General features: G+C 72.2%; 23 protein-coding genes and 1 pseudogene. 10 read left to right on the plus strand and 14 right to left on the minus strand.

What is annotated here, in order from left to right; genetic code table 11:
• The 4 genes and pseudogenes from ACWEVN_RS23195 to ACWEVN_RS23210 form a co-directional block, all read left to right on the plus strand.
• Window positions 1-275, plus strand: a pseudogene (locus tag ACWEVN_RS23195) (histidine kinase); the annotation flags it as partial.
• Window positions 275-691, plus strand: coding sequence for a roadblock/LC7 domain-containing protein (locus ACWEVN_RS23200; RefSeq protein WP_043776694.1), 417 nt, complete (start codon window positions 275-277; stop codon window positions 689-691). The pseudogene ACWEVN_RS23195 and the gene ACWEVN_RS23200, both read left to right, overlap by 1 nt.
• Entirely contained in the window at window positions 688-1059 is a 372-nt protein-coding gene (locus ACWEVN_RS23205; RefSeq protein WP_310967127.1) for a DUF742 domain-containing protein, read from the plus strand. Before ACWEVN_RS23200 ends, ACWEVN_RS23205 begins: the two co-directional genes overlap by 4 nt.
• Window positions 1040-1642, plus strand: coding sequence for a GTP-binding protein (locus ACWEVN_RS23210; RefSeq protein ID WP_004561734.1), 603 nt, complete (start codon window positions 1040-1042; stop codon window positions 1640-1642). The genes ACWEVN_RS23205 and ACWEVN_RS23210 overlap by 20 nt, the downstream gene beginning before the upstream one ends.
• Window positions 1643-1661: 19 nt before the next feature.
• Here ACWEVN_RS23210 and ACWEVN_RS23215 read toward each other — a convergent pair whose 3' ends face one another.
• A complete protein-coding gene (locus tag ACWEVN_RS23215) occupies window positions 1662-2093 on the minus strand; it encodes a DoxX family protein (protein ID WP_452052641.1) in 432 nt (143 codons plus the stop codon).
• 100 nt (window positions 2094-2193) lie between these two features.
• Here ACWEVN_RS23215 and ACWEVN_RS23220 point away from each other — a divergent pair, with 100 nt between their 5' ends.
• The gene (locus ACWEVN_RS23220) at window positions 2194-2661 is read left to right on the plus strand and encodes an NUDIX domain-containing protein (protein WP_452052642.1); all 468 of its coding nucleotides are present in this window, start codon (window positions 2194-2196) and stop codon (window positions 2659-2661) included.
• Here the strand turns inward: ACWEVN_RS23220 and ACWEVN_RS23225 are convergent.
• The 6 genes from ACWEVN_RS23225 to ACWEVN_RS23250 all read right to left on the minus strand — a co-directional run bounded on the left by ACWEVN_RS23225 (window position 2651) and on the right by ACWEVN_RS23250 (window position 7199).
• Entirely contained in the window at window positions 2651-3298 is a 648-nt protein-coding gene (locus ACWEVN_RS23225; protein WP_449687912.1) for an HAD family hydrolase, read from the minus strand. The genes ACWEVN_RS23220 and ACWEVN_RS23225 overlap by 11 nt on opposite strands.
• Before the next feature lie 28 nt (window positions 3299-3326).
• A complete protein-coding gene (locus ACWEVN_RS23230) occupies window positions 3327-3845 on the minus strand; it encodes an O-acetyl-ADP-ribose deacetylase (protein WP_449687913.1) in 519 nt (172 codons plus the stop codon).
• Window positions 3846-3860: 15 nt separating this feature from the next.
• Complete coding sequence (locus ACWEVN_RS23235; RefSeq protein ID WP_452052643.1) at window positions 3861-4652, minus strand: alpha/beta fold hydrolase; 792 nt, start codon at window positions 4650-4652, stop codon at window positions 3861-3863.
• A gap of 83 nt (window positions 4653-4735) precedes the next feature.
• A complete protein-coding gene (locus tag ACWEVN_RS23240; protein WP_452052644.1) occupies window positions 4736-5857 on the minus strand; it encodes a metallophosphoesterase in 1122 nt (373 codons plus the stop codon).
• Window positions 5858-5896: 39 nt separating this feature from the next.
• Entirely contained in the window at window positions 5897-6049 is a 153-nt protein-coding gene (locus tag ACWEVN_RS23245; RefSeq protein WP_452052645.1) for a hypothetical protein, read from the minus strand.
• Window positions 6050-6785: 736 nt separating this feature from the next.
• On the minus strand, window positions 6786-7199 hold the full coding sequence (locus ACWEVN_RS23250; RefSeq protein WP_449687917.1) for a DnaJ family domain-containing protein: 414 nt from the start codon (window positions 7197-7199) through the stop codon (window positions 6786-6788).
• A gap of 61 nt (window positions 7200-7260) precedes the next feature.
• On the opposite strand from ACWEVN_RS23250, the gene ACWEVN_RS23255 reads away from it, so the two are divergent.
• Window positions 7261-8031: a TetR/AcrR family transcriptional regulator gene (locus ACWEVN_RS23255; protein ID WP_449687918.1), complete on the plus strand. Its 771-nt coding sequence runs from the start codon at window positions 7261-7263 to the stop codon at window positions 8029-8031.
• On the opposite strand, the gene ACWEVN_RS23260 is transcribed toward ACWEVN_RS23255, so the two are convergent.
• The 3 genes from ACWEVN_RS23260 to ACWEVN_RS23270 form a co-directional block, all read right to left on the minus strand.
• On the minus strand, window positions 8028-8285 hold the full coding sequence (locus ACWEVN_RS23260) for a hypothetical protein (protein ID WP_452052646.1): 258 nt from the start codon (window positions 8283-8285) through the stop codon (window positions 8028-8030). The two genes, ACWEVN_RS23255 and ACWEVN_RS23260, sit on opposite strands and share 4 nt — an antisense overlap.
• A gap of 5 nt (window positions 8286-8290) precedes the next feature.
• Complete coding sequence (locus tag ACWEVN_RS23265; protein WP_452052647.1) at window positions 8291-9448, minus strand: lytic transglycosylase domain-containing protein; 1158 nt, start codon at window positions 9446-9448, stop codon at window positions 8291-8293.
• A 195-nt stretch (window positions 9449-9643) separates the two neighbouring features.
• Window positions 9644-10558: a LysR family transcriptional regulator gene (locus ACWEVN_RS23270; RefSeq protein ID WP_452052648.1), complete on the minus strand. Its 915-nt coding sequence runs from the start codon at window positions 10556-10558 to the stop codon at window positions 9644-9646.
• 103 nt (window positions 10559-10661) lie between these two features.
• Between ACWEVN_RS23270 and ACWEVN_RS23275 the strand changes: the two genes are divergently transcribed.
• A complete protein-coding gene (locus ACWEVN_RS23275; protein ID WP_452052649.1) occupies window positions 10662-11357 on the plus strand; it encodes an SDR family oxidoreductase in 696 nt (231 codons plus the stop codon).
• 88 nt (window positions 11358-11445) lie between these two features.
• Complete coding sequence (locus ACWEVN_RS23280) at window positions 11446-12123, plus strand: hypothetical protein (protein ID WP_449681244.1); 678 nt, start codon at window positions 11446-11448, stop codon at window positions 12121-12123.
• A gap of 3 nt (window positions 12124-12126) precedes the next feature.
• On the opposite strand, the gene ACWEVN_RS23285 is transcribed toward ACWEVN_RS23280, so the two are convergent.
• Window positions 12127-12564, minus strand: a complete 438-nt coding sequence (locus ACWEVN_RS23285; RefSeq protein ID WP_449681243.1) for a GNAT family N-acetyltransferase — start codon at window positions 12562-12564, stop codon at window positions 12127-12129.
• 160 nt (window positions 12565-12724) lie between these two features.
• Between ACWEVN_RS23285 and ACWEVN_RS23290 the strand changes: the two genes are divergently transcribed.
• Complete coding sequence (locus tag ACWEVN_RS23290) at window positions 12725-12907, plus strand: hypothetical protein (protein WP_449681242.1); 183 nt, start codon at window positions 12725-12727, stop codon at window positions 12905-12907.
• A gap of 7 nt (window positions 12908-12914) precedes the next feature.
• Here ACWEVN_RS23290 and ACWEVN_RS23295 read toward each other — a convergent pair whose 3' ends face one another.
• Both ACWEVN_RS23295 and ACWEVN_RS23300 read right to left on the minus strand, forming a co-directional pair.
• Window positions 12915-14405 carry an alpha/beta hydrolase gene (locus tag ACWEVN_RS23295; protein ID WP_452052650.1) on the minus strand — a complete coding sequence of 497 codons (1491 nt, stop codon included), beginning with the start codon at window positions 14403-14405 and terminating at the stop codon, window positions 12915-12917.
• A gap of 81 nt (window positions 14406-14486) precedes the next feature.
• Window positions 14487-15881: an MDR family MFS transporter gene (locus ACWEVN_RS23300; protein ID WP_452052651.1), complete on the minus strand. Its 1395-nt coding sequence runs from the start codon at window positions 15879-15881 to the stop codon at window positions 14487-14489.
• Window positions 15882-15971: 90 nt separating this feature from the next.
• Here ACWEVN_RS23300 and ACWEVN_RS23305 point away from each other — a divergent pair, with 90 nt between their 5' ends.
• On the plus strand, window positions 15972-16613 hold the full coding sequence (locus ACWEVN_RS23305) for a multidrug DMT transporter permease (RefSeq protein WP_452052652.1): 642 nt from the start codon (window positions 15972-15974) through the stop codon (window positions 16611-16613).
• On the opposite strand, the gene ACWEVN_RS23310 is transcribed toward ACWEVN_RS23305, so the two are convergent.
• The gene (locus ACWEVN_RS23310) at window positions 16602-16931 is read right to left on the minus strand and encodes a hypothetical protein (RefSeq protein WP_452052653.1); all 330 of its coding nucleotides are present in this window, start codon (window positions 16929-16931) and stop codon (window positions 16602-16604) included. The two genes, ACWEVN_RS23305 and ACWEVN_RS23310, sit on opposite strands and share 12 nt — an antisense overlap.
• Window positions 16932-16982: the final 51 nt, after the last annotated feature.

Genomic DNA, 16982 nt, shown 5'->3' on the forward strand with positions numbered 1-16982 from the left:
CCCCGCCGCCGCGCCCCCCCCCGACGCCGGAGAGCCGGCCGCAGCAGCCGCGCCGTCCGGAGGCACCCGGCCGGCCGCCGCTGCCGCAACGGCGACGCCAGCAGAACCTCGTGCCCCAGCTGCGGGAAGATAAGCCCGCACAGGAACGCGAAGAGGTCCGGCTGGACTCGCCGGAGGCCGCCCGCAGCAGGCTGTCCGCCTTCCAGCAGGGCACCCGGCGGGCCCGTGACGAAGAGTTTCCCGAGAACGACGACAGGTACGGAGAGCGCGAGTAATGGTCAACTCAGGCGCCCACGAGCTCGACTGGCTGCTGGACGACCTCGTCAAGCGGGTCGCCGGGGCGGACCGGGCGGTGGTGCTGTCCTCGGACGGCCTGCTCATCGGGAGGTCCGGCAACCTTTCCGAGGAGGACGCCGAACACCTGTCCGCGGTGGCATCGGCGTTCCAGAGCCTGGCCCGCGGCACCGGGCGGCACTTCGGCGGCGGCAACGTCCGCCAGACGATGGTCGAGATGGACCACGCGTTCCTGTTCGTGACGGCGGCCGGGCGGGGCGCCTGCCTCGCCCTGCTGGCCCGTGAAGACGCGGACATGGGGCTGGTCGCGTACGAGATGAACCTGATGGTGAAGCGGGTCGGCCAGGTCCTCACCTCGGCCCCGCGGACCGCCGGCGCGCAGCCCACTGCGCCATGAGCCCACGGCACGAAGCCTGGTTCGACGACGAGGCCGGCCCCCTGGTCCGGTCCTACGCCGTCACGGGTGGCCGCACGCGGTCGGACACCCTCGGGCTCGACCTGATCACGCTGGTGGTCGCGCTGCGCACCGCGCACGAGGCGGGCATGCTCGAACCGGAGTACGCCCGCATCATCGCCCTGTGCCAGCGGCCGGTCTCGGTGGCCGAGGTGGCCGCCCGGGTCGATCTCCCGCTGCCCGTGGTGAAGGTGATGCTCAGCGACCTCATCGAGCAGAACCTGGTGCTGTTCCGTACCGCGGCACCGGTCCAGGAAACTCCCAACCGACACGTATTGCAGGCGGTTCTTGATGGCATCCGGAAACTCTGACCCCCGGCGGAACCTGACCGCGACCGCGGTCAAGGTACTCATCGCCGGCGGGTTCGGGGTCGGCAAGACCACGATGGTCGGTTCGGTGAGCGAAGTGCCGCCACTGCGGACCGAGGAAGTCATCACCACCGCGTCCGAGGGTGTCGACGACCTGTCCGGCGTCGAGCAGAAGACCACCACGACGGTCGCGCTCGACTTCGGCCGCATCACGATCAACCCGGACCTGATCCTTTACCTGTTCGGTACGCCGGGGCAGGACCGGTTCTGGTTCATGTGGGACGAGCTGGCCGAGGGCGCGCTCGGCGCCGTCGTGCTGGCCGACACGCGCCGGCTCGACAGCTGCTTCGCGGCGGTGGACTTCTTCGAGCGCCGCAACCTGCCGTTCGTCGTCGGCGTGAACTGCTTCGACGGCGCGTACCGCTACGGCACGGAGGAGGTCCGGCAGGCGCTCGACGTCGGCATGGACGTCCCGCTGCTGCTGTGCGACGCCCGCGAGCGGGAGTCGACGAAGCAGGTGCTGACCAGCCTGATGGAACACGTGATGGCGCGGTCCGACCTCGCAGCCGCCCAGGGCGGCTACTGATCGGACCGCGCTCGGCCGGTCAGCGCTTGCGCAGGTTGTCGAGCGCGAACCGGCCCGGGCCGATCGCGGCGAACAGCAGGAAGACCCACGAGTAGACCGCGGCGGGCTCACCCATGTTCTGCAGCGGCAGCAGGCCCATCGGGGCGTGCACGGTGAAGTAGGCGTAGGCCATCACGCCGGAGAGCAGGATGGCGGCCGGCCTGCTGGCGAGCCCGACGAGCAGCAGCAGCGCGCCCACCAGCTCGAACACGCTGCCCCACCAGCCGGGGAACGAGCCGAACGGGACGCCGCCGCCCTGGCCGTCGATCCCGCCGAAGAAGCCGAACCCCTGCAGGCCGTGGAAGCCGAACAGGAACGAGATCACGATCCGGCTCGCGCCGACCACGAGCCCGGTGACCTTGGTCTTGGCCGGGGTGGCGGTCTGGCTGTCGCGGGCGATGGTGGCGGTCATGGTGGTTCCTTCCCTGGGTTTTCGTTGCCTTCTGCCCACGCGTCGATCGGGCCCGGCGGGTTTCGACACCCTCGCGGAAAAATCTTGGGAGACTTTCTCCATGGCGGGCAAACAGAGTGCCGGGCTCCTGCTCTACCGAGGTCGCGGCGAGGACGTCGAGGTGCTGCTCGGGCACATGGGCGGGCCGTTCTGGGCGAAGAAGGACGCGGCCGCGTGGTCGCTGCCCAAGGGCGAGCTCGATCCGGACGAGGCTCCGGAGAAGGCGGCCCGGCGCGAGTTCGAGGAGGAGCTCGGGCTGCCCGCGCCGTCCGGTGAGTACGTCCCGCTGGGCGCGGTGAAGCAGTCGGGCGGCAAGGTCGTCACGGCGTGGGCGGTCGAGGCCGACCTCGACCCGGCGGCGGTGGTGCCCGGGACGTTCACCATGGAGTGGCCGCCGCGCTCGGGCCGTCAGCAGGAGTTCCCCGAGGTGGACCGGGTCGAGTGGTTCACGCTCCCGGACGCCCGCGAGAAGCTGCTGAAGGGGCAGCTGCCGTTCCTGGACCGGCTGCTGGCCCTGGTCAGCGGCTGAGCAGTGCCTCGAGGGGCTTGGCGGTGAAGGACGGCAGCAGGACGTCCGCCTGCCCGAAGTCGAGGTTCCGCGTGATGGCGTTCGGCACGGCCACGCAGGTCAGCCCGGCGGCCTTGGCGGAGGTGACGCCGTGCGGAGTGTCCTCGAAGGCGATGGTGCCGGCGGCGTCCGCACCGAGCGCGTTGAGGGCGGCGAGGTAGAGGTCGGGGTCGGGCTTGGCCTTGTGGAGGTCCCCGGTGAGGACGGCGTCGAAGTAGTGGTCGAGGCCGAGCCGCTCGAGGTGCGGGTTCACCCACGCCCCGGACGAGCTGGAGGCGACGGCCAGCTTGAGGCCGTGCTGCCGCGCGGTCTCGAGGTAGTCCCGGACCCCTTCGCGCGGGCCGAGGTCCTCGAGGAGCTTCAGGACGTGGGCCCGGGTCCTGGGCCGCAGCGCGTCCGGGTCGATGCCGGGGACGTGCTCGGCGAGCAGCGCGAACATGGCGGGCGTGGTGCGCTGGGTCCCGATGACGGCGTACCAGGCGTCCAGCGGGAGCTCGGTCCCGTGCTCCCGGAAGACAGCCTGCCACGACTGCAGGACGGCGGATTCGGTGTCGGCGAGCGTGCCGTCGAAGTCGAAGACCAGGGCGCGGGTGGGCACGTCTGCACCCTGCCCGGTGGGTGATCGTTCAGGCAAGGGAGTTGTGACGTGCCCGAAAGGCCTGGACGGCCGCTTCGCCGCGCAGGGCGAAGACGACTTCCTCGACGGGGCCGGGCTCGGCTTCGGCGACGGTGGTGAGCGCGATCCCCGCGGCCGACTCCAGCGGCCAGCGGTAGATGCCGGTGGAGATGGCGGGGAACGCGACGGTCCGGGCGCCGAGGTCCCGCGCCACCAGCAGCGCGTTGCGGTGGCAGTCGGCGAGGAGTTCGGAGCGGTCTTCGAAGGCCGACCACACCGGGCCGACGGTGTGCACGACCCACTTCGCGGGCAGCTTCCCGGCGGTGGTGGCGACGGCCTGCCCGGTCTTCAGGCCCTTGCCGTAGTGCCCCGCCCGCAGCTTGCGGCACTCGGCGAGGATCTCCGGGCCGCCCTTGCGGTGGATGGCCCCGTCGACCCCGCCGCCGCCGAGCAGCGAGGAGTTGGCGGCGTTGACGACGACGTCGACCTCGAGGGTGGTGATGTCGGCGTCGAGGATCCGGATGCGCATGGGCTCGATCTTCCCCTAAGCCAGGAAGAACTCCTTCAGCACCGGGGCCAGCGCCGCCGCCTTCACGATGTGTGTCTGGCCCGGCAGCGTCCGGTACTCCGCCGACGGCAGCACCTTCGCCAGGGACGCCACCCCGTGGCGCATCCAGTCCGGGCTGCGGCCGCCGTCGATGGCCAGCGTCGGGATCTTCACCTCCGGCCAGGCCGCCGGCAGGGGCTCGCCCGCCTGGTGGTCGACCACCAGCGCCGTGTCGTACGGGATGGTGTGGGCCACCTTCTTGAGCTTGGCCCAGAACGGCATGATCCGCATCGTCGCCACCATCAGCCCGCCCAGGCCGACGCCTTCGGTCATGAACATCTTCACCGCCTTGCCGCGCTTGCCGTCCTTCAGCGCCTGGTCGAGGCGGGGCACGTAGTCCTCCGGGACGCGGCTGCGGCTGTCGTCGACGATGAACGGGGGCTCGTAGAGCGCCAGCTTCGGGACGGCCAGCCGCGGGGCCGCTTCGAGCGCCAAGCCCACGCCCGACGAGATGGCGAACAGGAACGCCTCGCCGCCCGCCTCCTTGACGACCGCCGCGAGGTCCTCGACCTCGCGCTCGACCGCGTACGGTCCGGTGTCGCCGCTCTCGCCGCGGCCGCGGCGGTCGTAGGTGTACACGGTGAAGTGCGCGGCCAGCTCCTTCGCCAGCGCGTCGTTGGGGGACGAGCCGCGGTAGCACATCGCGCCGTCCACGAGGACGAGCGCGGGGCCGGTGCCGGCGCGGGTGTAGGCGATCCGGGTGCCGTCGGCGGAAGTTGTCGTCGTCATGCGGACCAGCCTGAACCCGACGCTTCGATCTGTCAAGACAAAAAAATTTGTCGGTAGGCTCGTGCTGAAGTCGGGAACGGCCGTCAGGCGGAACGCAGGGTCAGGAGCGTGATCTCGCTGGGGGCGAAGATGCGGAAGGGCGGCCCCCAGAACCCCGTGCCGCGGCTGTTGTACAGCTGCGTCTCGCCGTGCCGGGTCAGGCCGGACAGCGTCGGCTGGTCGAACCGCACCAGCAGGTGGAACGGCCAGATCTGCCCGCCGTGGGTGTGCCCGGAGATCTGCAGGTCGACGCCGGCCTCACGCGCTTGGCGGACCTGCTTCGGCTGGTGGGCCAGCAGGACCACCGGGACGCCGTCGGGCCGGCCGTCCAGCGCCGCGGCCAGGTCGGGGCCGTGGCCGGGCAGGCCGGACGCGGTGCCGGTCGGGTCGTCGATGCCGGCGAACAGGATGCGGTCGCCGCCCCGCTCGAGCAGCGTCGACCGGTTGTGCAGCGTGTCCCACCCGAGCCCCTCCATGTGGTCGAGCCACGCCTGGGCCTCGCCGAAGTACTCGTGGTTGCCGGTGATGTAGAACCGCCCGAGCCCGGCCTGGACGCCGCCGAGCGGGTCGACCTGCTTGCGGCGCTTGGCCACGGCGCCGTCGGCGAGGTCACCGGCGTGGCAGACGACGTCCGCCTCGAGCGCGTTGACCGCCGCCACCACCTCCTCCGACCACTTCGTCCGGTCGATCGGCCCGAAGTGGGTGTCGGTCAGGACGGCGACGCGCAGGCCGTCGAGCCCCGGGCCGAGCCGCGGGATGACGACGTCGACCGCCTTCACCGGCGGCACGCGCATGGCGACACGGTTGCCGTGCAGGAGCAGCCCGGCGGCGATCAGCGCGGTGGCGCCCGCGACGATCCGCGACCGCGCCGGATCGTCGACGCCGAGCAGCGCGACCCGCAGCACCAGGCTCAGGATCGACCAGCTGAACAGCACCCAGATCACGGCGAGCAGCGAGTCGCCGAGGCGGGCGGCGGCGTCGCTCTGGTGCCGGGAGTGGCCGCGGAACATCGCGACCGGCATGGTCACCAGGCCCAGCGCGAACACCGCCGTCCCGGCGATCGTGGCCGCGGTGCCCCAGTCCGGCGCGAGCACCAGCGTCCACCATGGGACGGTGAACAGCAGGAGCACCGCCAAAAGCGGCACGACGACGAGTTGGCCTCTCATCGAACCAGGTTACAGCCCATCGGGCTGTTAGCGTTTTCGCTACTCCTGGAGCGGCGCGGTCCGGAGCTGGCGTTCCTCGCGGTGGCCGGCCCGGTCGCGCTGGTCGCTTTCGCCGCCGCCGGTTCGTTGGTCGTCCTGCTGGTCGGCAGCACGCACCGCGCTGTGGTCGATCTCGGTCCGCAGCCGCGTCACGGCCTTGCGCCGCCGGACCGCCTCGCCGAGTCGATCCGGCTACGCGGCTGCGGGCCGAAGTTCACCCGGTTCCCGCCGCGCGGCTGCGTTGGGAACGTCTTCGATGCAGCCATTCCCCTTCCACTCATGCGGAGTGGTGCCCGTGTCCGGCTTTGCCTCTGATCCACCCCCTCACCGGTCCGCTCTCGACGGGCTTGGCCTTCGCCGTCTTCACCCTCGGCGTGCGGCGGCTGCTGCTGTACCCGCTCGCACGGTCCGCGGCCATGGATCCTGGGTCGCCCCTGCTGCCGGAGATCCGCTGCAGGCCGAACACGGCGGCGACCGTGCACGCTCGCCGACCTGGTTGTCCACAGCACGGTGGGGCTGTGGACAACCGGGCTTTCAGCAGGGCTGGTCCCCGATTTCCGTCGGGCCGCCTCGATACGCTGGAAGCGGGGGCAGCCCCCAGGGAGGGCGGGCCGTGCGGGGGCGGGCCGTGCGGGGGCGGGCCGTGCGGGGGTGGGCTGTGCGGGGGCGGGTTGTGCGGGGGCGCCGGATATCGCCGGCTGCCTGCTCGTGTGCGTGATCGCGGCCGGGATCGCCCGTCGCCGCCTGGTTCCCGTCGCCCGCCTGGTTCTCGGTGCGCTTGCAACCCCGCCACCGCCGAGGCTCCGGCGGCAAGCTCCTGCCCTACGGCACCGCGCTAGCAACGCTCGTCGTGCCCCAAACCGCCGCAATCTCCCTGCTCACCACAGTGCTACGAAGCCGCTCGTGAGCGGTGCCAAGCTGCGACCGCCTCTTCGACGTCCACCAGGGCCACCGTGAGTGGCGGCCCGGTGTGGTGGTTGAGGTAGGCCTGGCGGATCCGCGTGTTGAGGTCCTCGACGACTTCCCGCACCAGCCGTTCGGCGCGCTCCCCGGCGAGCCGCTCCGGCAGGTCCTGGACTTCGCGTTTGAGCGCGAGCGCCGGCGGCAGCAGGGCCTTCGTGTCGTGCCCGCCCCTCTTCACTTCGCGGAGCACCCAGTCGGTCGCCGCGTCGTTGCCGGTGGGTTTCGGGAGGGGCTTGCCGGTGCCCGGCAGGTCGTCGAACTCGCCGCGGGCCCGGGCTTCGTCGATCTTCCGGTCGACCCACCAGCGGAAAGACACCTTGGGCGGTTTGCGCGCGGTCATCTCCTCACACCCCCTCCGTCTGCTTCCAGGGTAATGTCCGAACGAGAAGCGAGGGGACCGCATGACCGTCGAACGCACTGGCGCCGAGGACGTCGACCGGACGCTCGCGCTGCTCTGGCGCGCCCGAGGCGGCGCCGCCGAACCGACCAGGGGCCGCCGGCCGACGCTGACGATCGAGCGGATCGTCGCCGCCGCGATTGCGGTCGCGGACGCCGATGGGCTCGCCGCCGCGTCGATGCACCGCGTCGCCAAGGAACTCGGTGCGGGCACGATGACGCTCTACACCTACGTGCCCGGCAAGGCCGAGCTGGTCGACCTGATGGTCGACGACGTCCTCGTCGGGCGGCGGCTGCCCGGGCCGGGCGAGCCGCGCCGCGGGGACTGGCGCGAGCAGGTCGCGCTCTACGCCGAGCGGACCCGGCAGGCCTACCGCAGCCACCCGTGGCTGTGCGAGGTCTCGCGCGTCCGGCCGCCGCTGGGCCCCGGCCAGCTCGCGGGCCAGGAGTACCTGCTGTCGATCATGGACGAGCTGGGGCTGCCGCCGCGCCAGGCCGTCGCGGCGGCCAACGGGATCGGCACGTACGTCGACGCGAACGCGGCGCTCGATGCGGAGAACACCCGGCTGGAGCGCAGCACCGGCCAGTCGACCGAAGCCTGGTGGCACCAGCGGTCGTCGTTCTGGGAGAACTACTTCGTCGTCGACGCCCACCCGGCGATGAACCGCATCTGGCTCGGCGGCGGCTTCGACCAGAGCGCGAAGGCCCAGGGCGACACGGCCTACGAGTTCGGCCTGAACCGGATGCTCGACGGCATCCAGGCCCTGGTGGACTAGCGCCGGCTGCGCCACCGCAGCCGGCGTCGCTCCTGCCGGGGGACCTCGGCCGGCTGGGGTGGCCCGGCGCGCAGGAGGTCCAGGCAGACCGGGTCGAACCGGCCCGGCTCCTCGATCATCGGTGCCGCCAGCACGACGTGCCCGCACACCGCCCGGAACCGCCCGTCGTGCCGGCCCGCCGCGAACTCCTCCTCGGTGACGGCGTGGGTGTAGCCGTCGGTGTCGCAGCGGATGTGCACCAGGAACGGCTCCACCGGGCTCACCCGGCCGGGCTGGTCGAGGTGGTTCCGGTCGGGGCGTCCGTCGAGTCCGCCGGGGTGTTGGCGGCCGTCGACGAGGGGGGCGGGGTGGTGCTGGTCGTCGACGGTGGCGTGGTGGGCGTCGACGGAGTCGTCGGTTCGGTGGTCGGCGTCGTGGGGGTCGTCGGCGTGGTGCTGGTCGGCGTGCTCGACGACGGCGTGGTGGGGGTCGTCGACGTGCCGGGCAGCGTCGTGCCCGGCGTCGGGGGGACCGGCGGCGCGGGCGGTGCCGGGGCGCCGACCGGGGACCCGGCCGCGGCGGCGTCCGGGGCGTTGGGCGTGCCGATCGGCACCTGGCTGTCGGGCAGCTGGGCCACCCCGCCGCGGTAGGCGGTGGCCCACGCCAACACCGTGTCCACATAGGACGAAGAGTTGTTGTAGCGGCGCACGGCGATGCGCTGCCCGGCGTCCGTCGAAAGGTCGAGACCGCCCGAGCACAGGTAGCGCGCGGTGGCCAGCGTCTCGTCGTAGATGTTGTTGGGGTTCGACACGCCGTCGCCGTTGCCGTCGGAGGCGTACCCGCGCCACGTCGACGGGATGAACTGCGTCGGGCCGACCGCCCGGTCCCACACCGCGTCGCCGTCGTACTTGCCGCCGTCGGTGTCCCGGATCGCGGCGAACGCGCCGGCGCCGTTGAGCACCGGGCCCAGGATCGGCTCCAGGGTGTCGCCGTTGGCGTTGACGTACCCGCCGCGGGCGTGGTTGGACTCGATCCGGCCGATGCTGGCGATCAGCGCCCAGTCCAGGTGGCAGTCCGGCTGCTCCTTGGCCAGGATGTCCGCCGCGTTCTTGTACGCCTTGAGCATGCTGCCCGGGATGCCGAGCGACCCGGAGATGCCCGCGGAGCCGGCTCGCCCGCCCGGCACGACCAGCGGCTCGGGCAGCGGCGGCTGGGGGAGGCTGCCGTCGACCGCGATCGGCGGCATGACGATGTTCGGCTGCTGCGGCGGCGCGGCGACGGCCTGGTCGGGCTGGCTGTCCCCGGCGTTGGCCACGACGACCGGTGCGGGCAGGCCCGTGGTCAGCGTCGGCAGCACGACGAGCGCCCCGCCCGCGAGCGCGGCGGCGGTCCTGCGGACCGAACGCGCGTTCCTGCGACGTGGCCGGTGCTTGGGCATGCTCGTCCCCGCTTCCCTCGATCTGTCGCTGATCGCCTCACCCGATCGGCCTCACCCACCGGTACTGACCGGTAGGAGCAAGCTATCCGATGGAACCAAACTTTGGCGAATGGCACAGCCGAATCTGCCCGTGAGCGAGAAGTTCGTCTGGATGGCACAAAACCTTCGTAGGAAATCTGTCAGATTCACCAGGACTTAACCGGGTGCCGCGGACAGTTTGTCCGACAGGACACCGGGCACGGTGAGCCCGCGGTGCGTCACGTCCGAGCGGAACCGCCGGACGAGCGAATCCGACGGCGTCGCGGTGAACGTCACGACGTCCCGGTGCAGCGGGGGCTTGAGCCGCCGCAGCGCGCCCGGGAAGGTCCGGGTGAGCGCGGTGGTCGGGACCAGTGCCACGCCGAGTCCCGCCGCGGCGAGCTGGGCCGCCGTCGCCGCCTGCTTGGTCCGCATCACCGCCTCCAGTACCGTGCCGCGCCGGGCGGCTTCCTGGTCGAGCCATTCGCCGAGGCCATTGTCGCGGTGGTAGTGCACCACCGGAATGCCCGCGAGGGCGGTCATGGGGACATTCGCGCGGGTGCCGAGCGGGTGGTCCGCGGCCAGCGCCACGACGATCTCCTCGCGCCCCACCACCTCGGTGGCCCCGGTCCAGCGGCTCGGCCGCGGCCCGACCGCGACGTCCGCTTCGCCCGTCTCCAGGGCCTTGACCAGCGCGTCTGCGCTCGTGGTCTCGGTCAGCGTGATCAGCACTTCCGGCCGGTGCCGATGCCAGGCCCGCAGCACGGGCGCGAGCAGGCCGGCGGTCATGGTCTCCGCGCACGCGATCCGCAGCGTGCCTTCGCCGCCGCCGGCCACCGCGTGTCCGGTCCGGACCACCCGTTCGGCGGCGGCCAGCGCCGCCCGCGCGTCGGCGAGGACGGCCCGCCCCGCGGCGGTCGGCCGGACCCCGCGCGGCAGCCGTTCCAGCACCGATGTCCCCAATTCGCGTTCCAACGCACCGATCTGATGCGACAGCGCGGGCTGCGACAGGTGCAGCCGCGCGGCCGCCTCGGTGATCGAGCCCGCGTCGAGGACCGCGACCAGGCATTCCAGCGCGCGCAGCGTAGGCATTCGTGAATTCTATCGCAGCCATCGAAAACCTTCGTATCGCGACGGGATTGTTCCGGCGACGCCGCGCGCTGAACGCCGTGTGCGAGACGAAAGGAGCACGGAAATGTCGTTCGAAGGAAAGCGCCTGGTCATCGTGGGTGGCGGTGCGGGTATCGCCCGGCAGATCGCCGCGGACGCGTCCGCGGCGGGCGCGGAAGTGATCCGGGCCGGCCGGAATCCGGCGGCATTGGCGGAAGGGGGAGTGCGGACCGCGTTCGCGGATCTCGGTGAAGAATCGTCGTTGAAAGCGCTTGCCGACGAAGTGGGCGAAGTGGACTTCGTGGTTTCGCTCGCCGCGGCGCCCGCCAACGGGCCGGTCACGACGCTGGAGCGGGCCGCGGTGCTGCGGGCCTTCGACGCCAAAGTGGCCGGTCCGCTGATGCTGGCGAAGCACTTCGCGCCCCGGTTCCGGGACGGCGGTGCCATGGTGCTGTTCTCCGGCGTCGCCGCGTGGCGCCCGGCACCGGAACGGACGGTCATGGCGACGACGAACGGCGCGGTCGCGTTCCTCGCCGAAGCGCTGGCCGTGGAGCTGGCGCCGATCCGGGTCAACGCGATCTCCCCGGGCATCGTCGATTCGGGAGCGTGGGACCGGCTCGGCGAGGCGAAGGCGGAGTTCTTCCGCCGGACCGCGGAAGCGATCCCGGCCGGCCGGGTGGGCCGGCCCGCGGACGTTTCGGCGGCCACGCTCCTGTTGCTGGCGAACCCGTTCGTCACCGGCTCGGTGCTGCATGTGGACGGTGGCGGCCGGCTCGGGTGATCGAGCCTTTACACGGACTTGAAGCGTTCCTATGATCGGCCGTCCGGACTGTTGCCGCCCGTCCGGACGGCCCCAGGTGGAGGGTTTGATGGCACGTAGGGCTCCGCGCCGAGAGCAGGTCACCGTCGCCGAGCTGCTGGTCCGGTCCGACGCACCGCGCGACCGCTACCGCGACGAAGACACCCTCGTGCTCCCGCGAGCGCGCCACCGCGAAAAGCCGCAGGTTCTGCGCTCGGTGACGCGCTTGCGGATGTTGTCGGTCGTCGCGGGCGCGCTGGCGCTGACCGGCGGGGTCAGCGCGGCGGTGTCGATGCCTCCCGCCCGCGACACGGCCGCGGCCTGGCCTCCGGCCGGCTTGGAACCCCCGGCGGTGGCACTGGTCCCCTTGCCGGCGGACGTCGTCGTGCCGCCGGCCAAGCACGCGGCCCCGCAGCCTCCGGATTCCGCAGTCCCGCCCGCGGAACCGGCCGGAATCGCTCCGGTGATCGCGGATCCGGAATCGAATTCCGTCAACCCGGTGGTGCACCGCGGAACGCTGGCCCGGGTCGTGAAGATCGTCGACAAGGTGAAGGAACCGGCGAAAGCGAAACCGAAGCCGCCGGAGAAGGCGGCGCCGGTCCGCCACGAGATCCCGGACATTCCTCTGTGGTCGCGCGGCCGCCCGAAGGGGCCGGACTGGCCGTCGATGTCGGCGGGCCGCCGCCCGGCGGGCCTGCCGTTCGGCGGCCACCACGGATGCGGAGGCGGCGGCCGGCACCGCCGGTGAGTGTCAGCCGAGCGGGATCTGGTACTGCATGAAGCCTTTGTCGAGCGCGACCTGGTCGTAGAGCCGCCGCGCGGTGGTGTTCGACGTCTGGGTGTGCCAGTAGACGCGCACACAGCCCTGCGCCCGCGCCCACTCGGCGACGGCTTCGATGAGCGCCCGCCCGGCCCCGCGCCCGCGGACGGCGGGATCGGTGAAGAGGTCCTGCAGGTAGCAGACGTCGGCGGAGGTGGTGCTGACGTGCGTGAAGAAGTGGACGATGCCGACGAGCCGGCCGTCGGCCCGCGCGCCGAGGGCGTGCATCCGTTCCCCGCTCGCGAACTCGCGCCACGCCCGGTCCACGAGGTCCGGAGCGAGTGTCCGGCCGTAGAACGTGTTGTAGCCGGCGAACAGGTTTTCCCAGGCCGCGCGGTCGGTTTCGGTGAGGCCCCCAATAGTGATCATGGTTCGAGGCTAATGCCCGGGGGACACGCATCGGACACAACTCACGAGTAAGGTGACGAACCCGAATCGAATTCATAGAATCGCGGAGCCCGGTCGGCGAAAGCAGCGGAGGTTCCTGATGGCGCGCACGGCGCACCGTGCCAGTGGCAGGCCCGTGACGGTGAGCGAGCTGATGTTGCGGCCGGATGTCCGCGGCCGCCGCCGCCCGGAGGACCTGGAAGTGCTGGAACTCGCCTACCGCATGCGCCGCCGGATCGGCCCGGAGGCCGCGGCGCGGGTCCCGTCGCCGGGAGCTCGCGCGCTCGCGGTCGTGACCGGTCTCTGGCGACGCCGGCCGCGGTAGGCCCGCTTCAGAAGCCGATCGTCGACGGCGGCCGGGCGATCATCGCCGTCGCCGTGCCCGGTTCGACCGCCGGGCAGTGCGTGCCCCGGGCCGGGAGCTTGCCGGTGATCAGGTAGTCGTCGGTCGCCTTGGTCACGCACGAGCTGTTCTTGAAGTACGCGCCGTGGCCCCAGCCGTCGTAGGTGAGCAGGGTGTTGCCCGTCTGGCGGGCCACCGCCTGCGACCACGCGTACGGCGTCGCCGGGTCGTGCCGGCTGCTCAGCACCAGCAACGGCGGTGCGCCGTGCACCTGCAGCGGGTGCTGCGGGTTGCTGGTCCGGTTCGGCCAGCCGATGCAGGCGGTGACCGACGTCCAGCCCAGGGAGTTGAGCTTGACGTCCGGGGCGAATGCGGCCGACACCCGGCGGTAGGTCTCGAGTTCCGCGAAGTCGTGCACCGGCATGCGCCAGTCATCGCAGAACACGCTCTGGAAGACGTAGTTGATCGGGATGTCGTCGCTCAGCTTCGCCGACGCCGCCGGCGGTGTGCCGTCCGCGAGCGATTTCAGGACCGTGGCGAGCCTATCCCAGCTGGGGCCGTAGAAGTTGCCCTGGAAGATCGACGCGAGGTCGAGCGGCTGGAGCACCTCTTCGCTGCGCGGGTCCTTCAGTTCCCCGCGGGCGGCCTTGTCCTGGAGGTCGCGAGTCAGCTCGGAGACGTCCCGGCCGTGCAGCGCGCAACTCGGCGTCCGGCCGCACCAGGCCACGAACTCGCCGAATTCCGCTTGCATCGAACGGGTTTCGCTGAGCAGGAACTCGGCCGCGGTGAACTGCGAGTGGTCCATGTTGCTGTCCAGCACGAGCGCGCGGACCTTGTCCGGGAACAGTTCCGCGTACTGCTGGCCCATCAGCGTCCCGTAGGAAACGCCGTAGTACGTCAGTTTCGGCTCGCCGAGCGCGACGCGGATGGCCTCCATGTCCCGCGCGACGCTCTTCGTGTCGCCGAACTGCCCCAGCGGCCCGGAAATGCGGTTGCAGCTTTCGCCGAGCTTGCGGTTGTACGCCGCGAGCTGCTCGAACTCGGCCTGGTTGCGCGGCAAGCGCGGGTGGTCGGCGATCAGCTCCTCGAGCCCGCACGAGATCCGCGTGCTGGCGCCGACACCGCGCGGGTCGAAGCCCACGGTGTCGAACCGCCGGGTGACCTCGGGCGAGAGCGACCAGCCGTTCTTGACCTCCTCGGTGCCCGACCCGCCGGGACCGCCCGGGTCCATCAGGACCGAGCCGATCCGGGCCTGCGGGTCCGTCGCCTTGCGGCGGGCGAGCGCGACGGACGTCGTGCCCCGCTCCGGGTGCGCCCAGTCCACCGGCACGGTCACCGTGCCGCAGTCGACCTCGGGCGCGTCGGCGCACGGCCGCCAGTCGACGGATTCCGCCGCCGAAGCCGGTGGGGCCAGCAGCACGCTTCCCAGGATCGTCGTCACGGCCACGGCCGTCATCAGCCGCTTGCACACCCTCGCCATCGTCAGTCCTCCCCTACCGACAGTGCATGACCGACTCCAGCAAATCACCGATCCGGGGATCCCGCCAGCTTCCCAGGTGGATCACGCCTTCGCGTCCACTGTGGACGAATGCTCGGCGCGCCGGACCCAGGCCGCGGCCAGCGTTCCCAGCGCGCACAGGGCCCCCAGCACGCCGAACGCCCAGCCGAACCCGGTCGCCGGGCCGGCGGCCAGGCCCTGGGACAGCACGATCACGCACAGCGCGCCGCCGAGCGCGCCGCCCACGCGCAGCACGATGTTCACCAGCGCGGTGGCGTGGCCGAGTTCGGCGGCGCCGACCGACGCGTACGCCGCCGTCGACGCGGGCATGATCGACAGCCCGAGCCCGGCACCGCGGACCAGGAGCACGGCCTGGACCAGCCACATCGGCGTGTCCGGGCCGAACCACGGCAGCGGCACCGTGCTCACCAGCACCACCAGTGACCCGGTGAGCGCGACGGTCCCGCCGCCGTAGCGGTCGGTCAGCCGCCCGGCGACGAACACGAACACCGTCGTGGCCAGCCCCATCGGCGCGAGCAGGACGCCCGACTCGGCGGTCCCGGCGCCGAGCCGGAGCTGGAACCACAGCGGCAGCAGCAGGACGGCGCTGAACATCCCGGCGCCGCCGAGCAGCACGGCCGCGAGCGCGGACCCCATGACCGGCCGGGCGGCGAGGCGCAGTTGCAGCACCGGGTGGGGCGCGCGCAGGGACCACCAGGTGAACAGCCCCATCGCCGCGGCGCCGATGGCGGCGAGGACGACGTTGAGCGAGCCGGGCGCGCCGAGCTCGGTCAGCGCGTACACCAGCAGGGGCAGGCCGAGCGACACCAGCGCGAGGCCGGGCCAGTCCATCGGCGGCGGCTGCTGCCGGTCGCCGCGCGGGACGTACCGCAGCGCCAGGCCGAACGCGAGCAGCCCGATGGGGAGATTCAGCCAGAACAGCACCGGCCAGGAGAAGTGCGCGAGCAGGAAGCCGCCGACGCTCGGCCCGACGACCGGTGCGAGCCCGACCACGAGCGCCAGCGTGCCCATGGTGCGGCCGAGGCGTTCCGGGCCGACGGCCAGCCCGATCACGGTCTGCCCGGCGGTGACCATGACGCCGGCGGCCATGCCCTGCACGGCCCGGAAGCCGATCAGCGTGACCGCGTCCGGGGCGAGCGCGCAGGCCACCGACGTGAGCAGGAACGCGACCAGCGCGGCGAGCCACAGCCGTCCGGCGCCGAACTTGCGCCCGAGCCACGGGGTGAGCGGGAGCGCGGCGGAGAGGCCGAGCAGGTACGCCGTCGCAACCCACTGGATTTCGACGAGGGCGACGCCGAGGCTGTCCCGCATCGATTCGAGCCCGACGGCGACGATCGAGGCGTCCATGTTGCCCAGGAAGCCGCCGAGCGCCATCACCCCGGAAGCGATCCAAACGGTGCGCGGGATCGGCGGTGGTGCGGTGCGGAGATCGGTCATGGCTCCGACGGTAAAAGCTCGAGGAAGGTTGAAGTCAACCTTGCTTCGTGCCGGACGCCGGTTCGGCACGGTCACCGCGGCGTTGCTCGGGTGGGTGCGCTTTCCGGCGCGGGCACCGGGGCCGGCGCCGCCTTCCTCTACCGCGCCATGGGCAAGGGGGCGATGAGCCTGGTCGTGCCCGCGAGCGACGTCGCCGCCGTCGTCCTGCCGGTCCTGTTCGGCCTGCTCCTGCTGGGGCAGCGGCTTTCGGGCGTCGCGCTCGCCGGGATCTGTTGCGCGGTACCGGCGTTGTGGTTGGTCTCGCGCTCGCGCGGGGAGCGGGCCGGCCGGACGGCGGCGGGGATCCCGGACGCCTTCGTCGCCGGGCTCGGCTTCGCCGTCCAGTTCGTCGCGCTCTCGCGGATTCCGGCCGAGGCCGGGTTCTGGCCGGTCGTGTTCAGCCGCGCGGTGTCGGTGGTCGCCATCGCCGGCCTGGTCGCGGCGACCCGGGCGCTGTGGCGGCTGCCGTCCCGGCTGTGCTTGCCCGCCGCGCCGGCCGGGGTGTGCGGCAGCGCGGCGATCGTCCTCTACCTGCTCGCGGCCCAGCGGCAGCTGCCGGCGGTCACGACCGTGCTCGCCGCGCTCTACCCGGTGCTGCCGGCGCTGGTCCTCCTGCGGGAACGGCTGAGCCGGGCCCAGCTCGCCGGGCTGCTCGGCGCGGGCGCGGCGATCGCGCTCGTGTCACTGGGCTGACCGGCGGGAGACGACGCTGCGGCTGCCCGCGTCGAGCCCCCGGTAGTGCTCGAGCGCGGCCACGGACTCGGTGACCTGCTCGAAGCTGGGCAGCGCGCGCACGTTCGCCACCAGTGTCATGTCCTTGCGCGGGATTTCGATGAAACAGACCTCGACCCCGGCGTGCTCGGCGTGGGCGGCCACCTCCGCCTGCCAGGTGGGCAGGTCGAGGTCGTCGCCGAGCCATTCGTGCAGGTAGACGCACCACTTGCCGCGCAGCAACTCACCCGCGATGGCCTCCAGGCCGACCACGTACGGCTCGGTCACGCGTTCGGCCATGACCGTTCCCCGCAACACCAAGGCACTGTTTCCCTCCTGCGCCCGGCGGCG

This window comes from Amycolatopsis sp. NPDC003861, from assembly GCF_053605405.1.

Coding starts and splice junctions, on each gene's coding strand:
- ACWEVN_RS23200 (WP_043776694.1), top strand. CDS start 275: ATGGTCAACTCAGGCGCCCACGAGCTCGACTGGCTGCTGGACGACCTC.
- ACWEVN_RS23205 (WP_310967127.1), top strand. CDS start 688: ATGAGCCCACGGCACGAAGCCTGGTTCGACGACGAGGCCGGCCCCCTG.
- ACWEVN_RS23210 (WP_004561734.1), top strand. CDS start 1,040: ATGGCATCCGGAAACTCTGACCCCCGGCGGAACCTGACCGCGACCGCG.
- ACWEVN_RS23215 (WP_452052641.1), bottom strand. CDS start 2,093: ATGACCGCCACCATCGCCCGCGACAGCCAGACCGCCACCCCGGCCAAG.
- ACWEVN_RS23220 (WP_452052642.1), top strand. CDS start 2,194: ATGGCGGGCAAACAGAGTGCCGGGCTCCTGCTCTACCGAGGTCGCGGC.
- ACWEVN_RS23230 (WP_449687913.1), bottom strand. CDS start 3,845: ATGCGCATCCGGATCCTCGACGCCGACATCACCACCCTCGAGGTCGAC.
- ACWEVN_RS23235 (WP_452052643.1), bottom strand. CDS start 4,652: ATGACGACGACAACTTCCGCCGACGGCACCCGGATCGCCTACACCCGC.
- ACWEVN_RS23240 (WP_452052644.1), bottom strand. CDS start 5,857: ATGAGAGGCCAACTCGTCGTCGTGCCGCTTTTGGCGGTGCTCCTGCTG.
- ACWEVN_RS23250 (WP_449687917.1), bottom strand. CDS start 7,199: ATGACCGCGCGCAAACCGCCCAAGGTGTCTTTCCGCTGGTGGGTCGAC.
- ACWEVN_RS23255 (WP_449687918.1), top strand. CDS start 7,261: ATGACCGTCGAACGCACTGGCGCCGAGGACGTCGACCGGACGCTCGCG.
- ACWEVN_RS23265 (WP_452052647.1), bottom strand. CDS start 9,448: ATGCCCAAGCACCGGCCACGTCGCAGGAACGCGCGTTCGGTCCGCAGG.
- ACWEVN_RS23270 (WP_452052648.1), bottom strand. CDS start 10,558: ATGCCTACGCTGCGCGCGCTGGAATGCCTGGTCGCGGTCCTCGACGCG.
- ACWEVN_RS23275 (WP_452052649.1), top strand. CDS start 10,662: ATGTCGTTCGAAGGAAAGCGCCTGGTCATCGTGGGTGGCGGTGCGGGT.
- ACWEVN_RS23280 (WP_449681244.1), top strand. CDS start 11,446: ATGGCACGTAGGGCTCCGCGCCGAGAGCAGGTCACCGTCGCCGAGCTG.
- ACWEVN_RS23285 (WP_449681243.1), bottom strand. CDS start 12,564: ATGATCACTATTGGGGGCCTCACCGAAACCGACCGCGCGGCCTGGGAA.
- ACWEVN_RS23295 (WP_452052650.1), bottom strand. CDS start 14,405: ATGGCGAGGGTGTGCAAGCGGCTGATGACGGCCGTGGCCGTGACGACG.
- ACWEVN_RS23300 (WP_452052651.1), bottom strand. CDS start 15,881: ATGACCGATCTCCGCACCGCACCACCGCCGATCCCGCGCACCGTTTGG.
- ACWEVN_RS23310 (WP_452052653.1), bottom strand. CDS start 16,931: ATGGCCGAACGCGTGACCGAGCCGTACGTGGTCGGCCTGGAGGCCATC.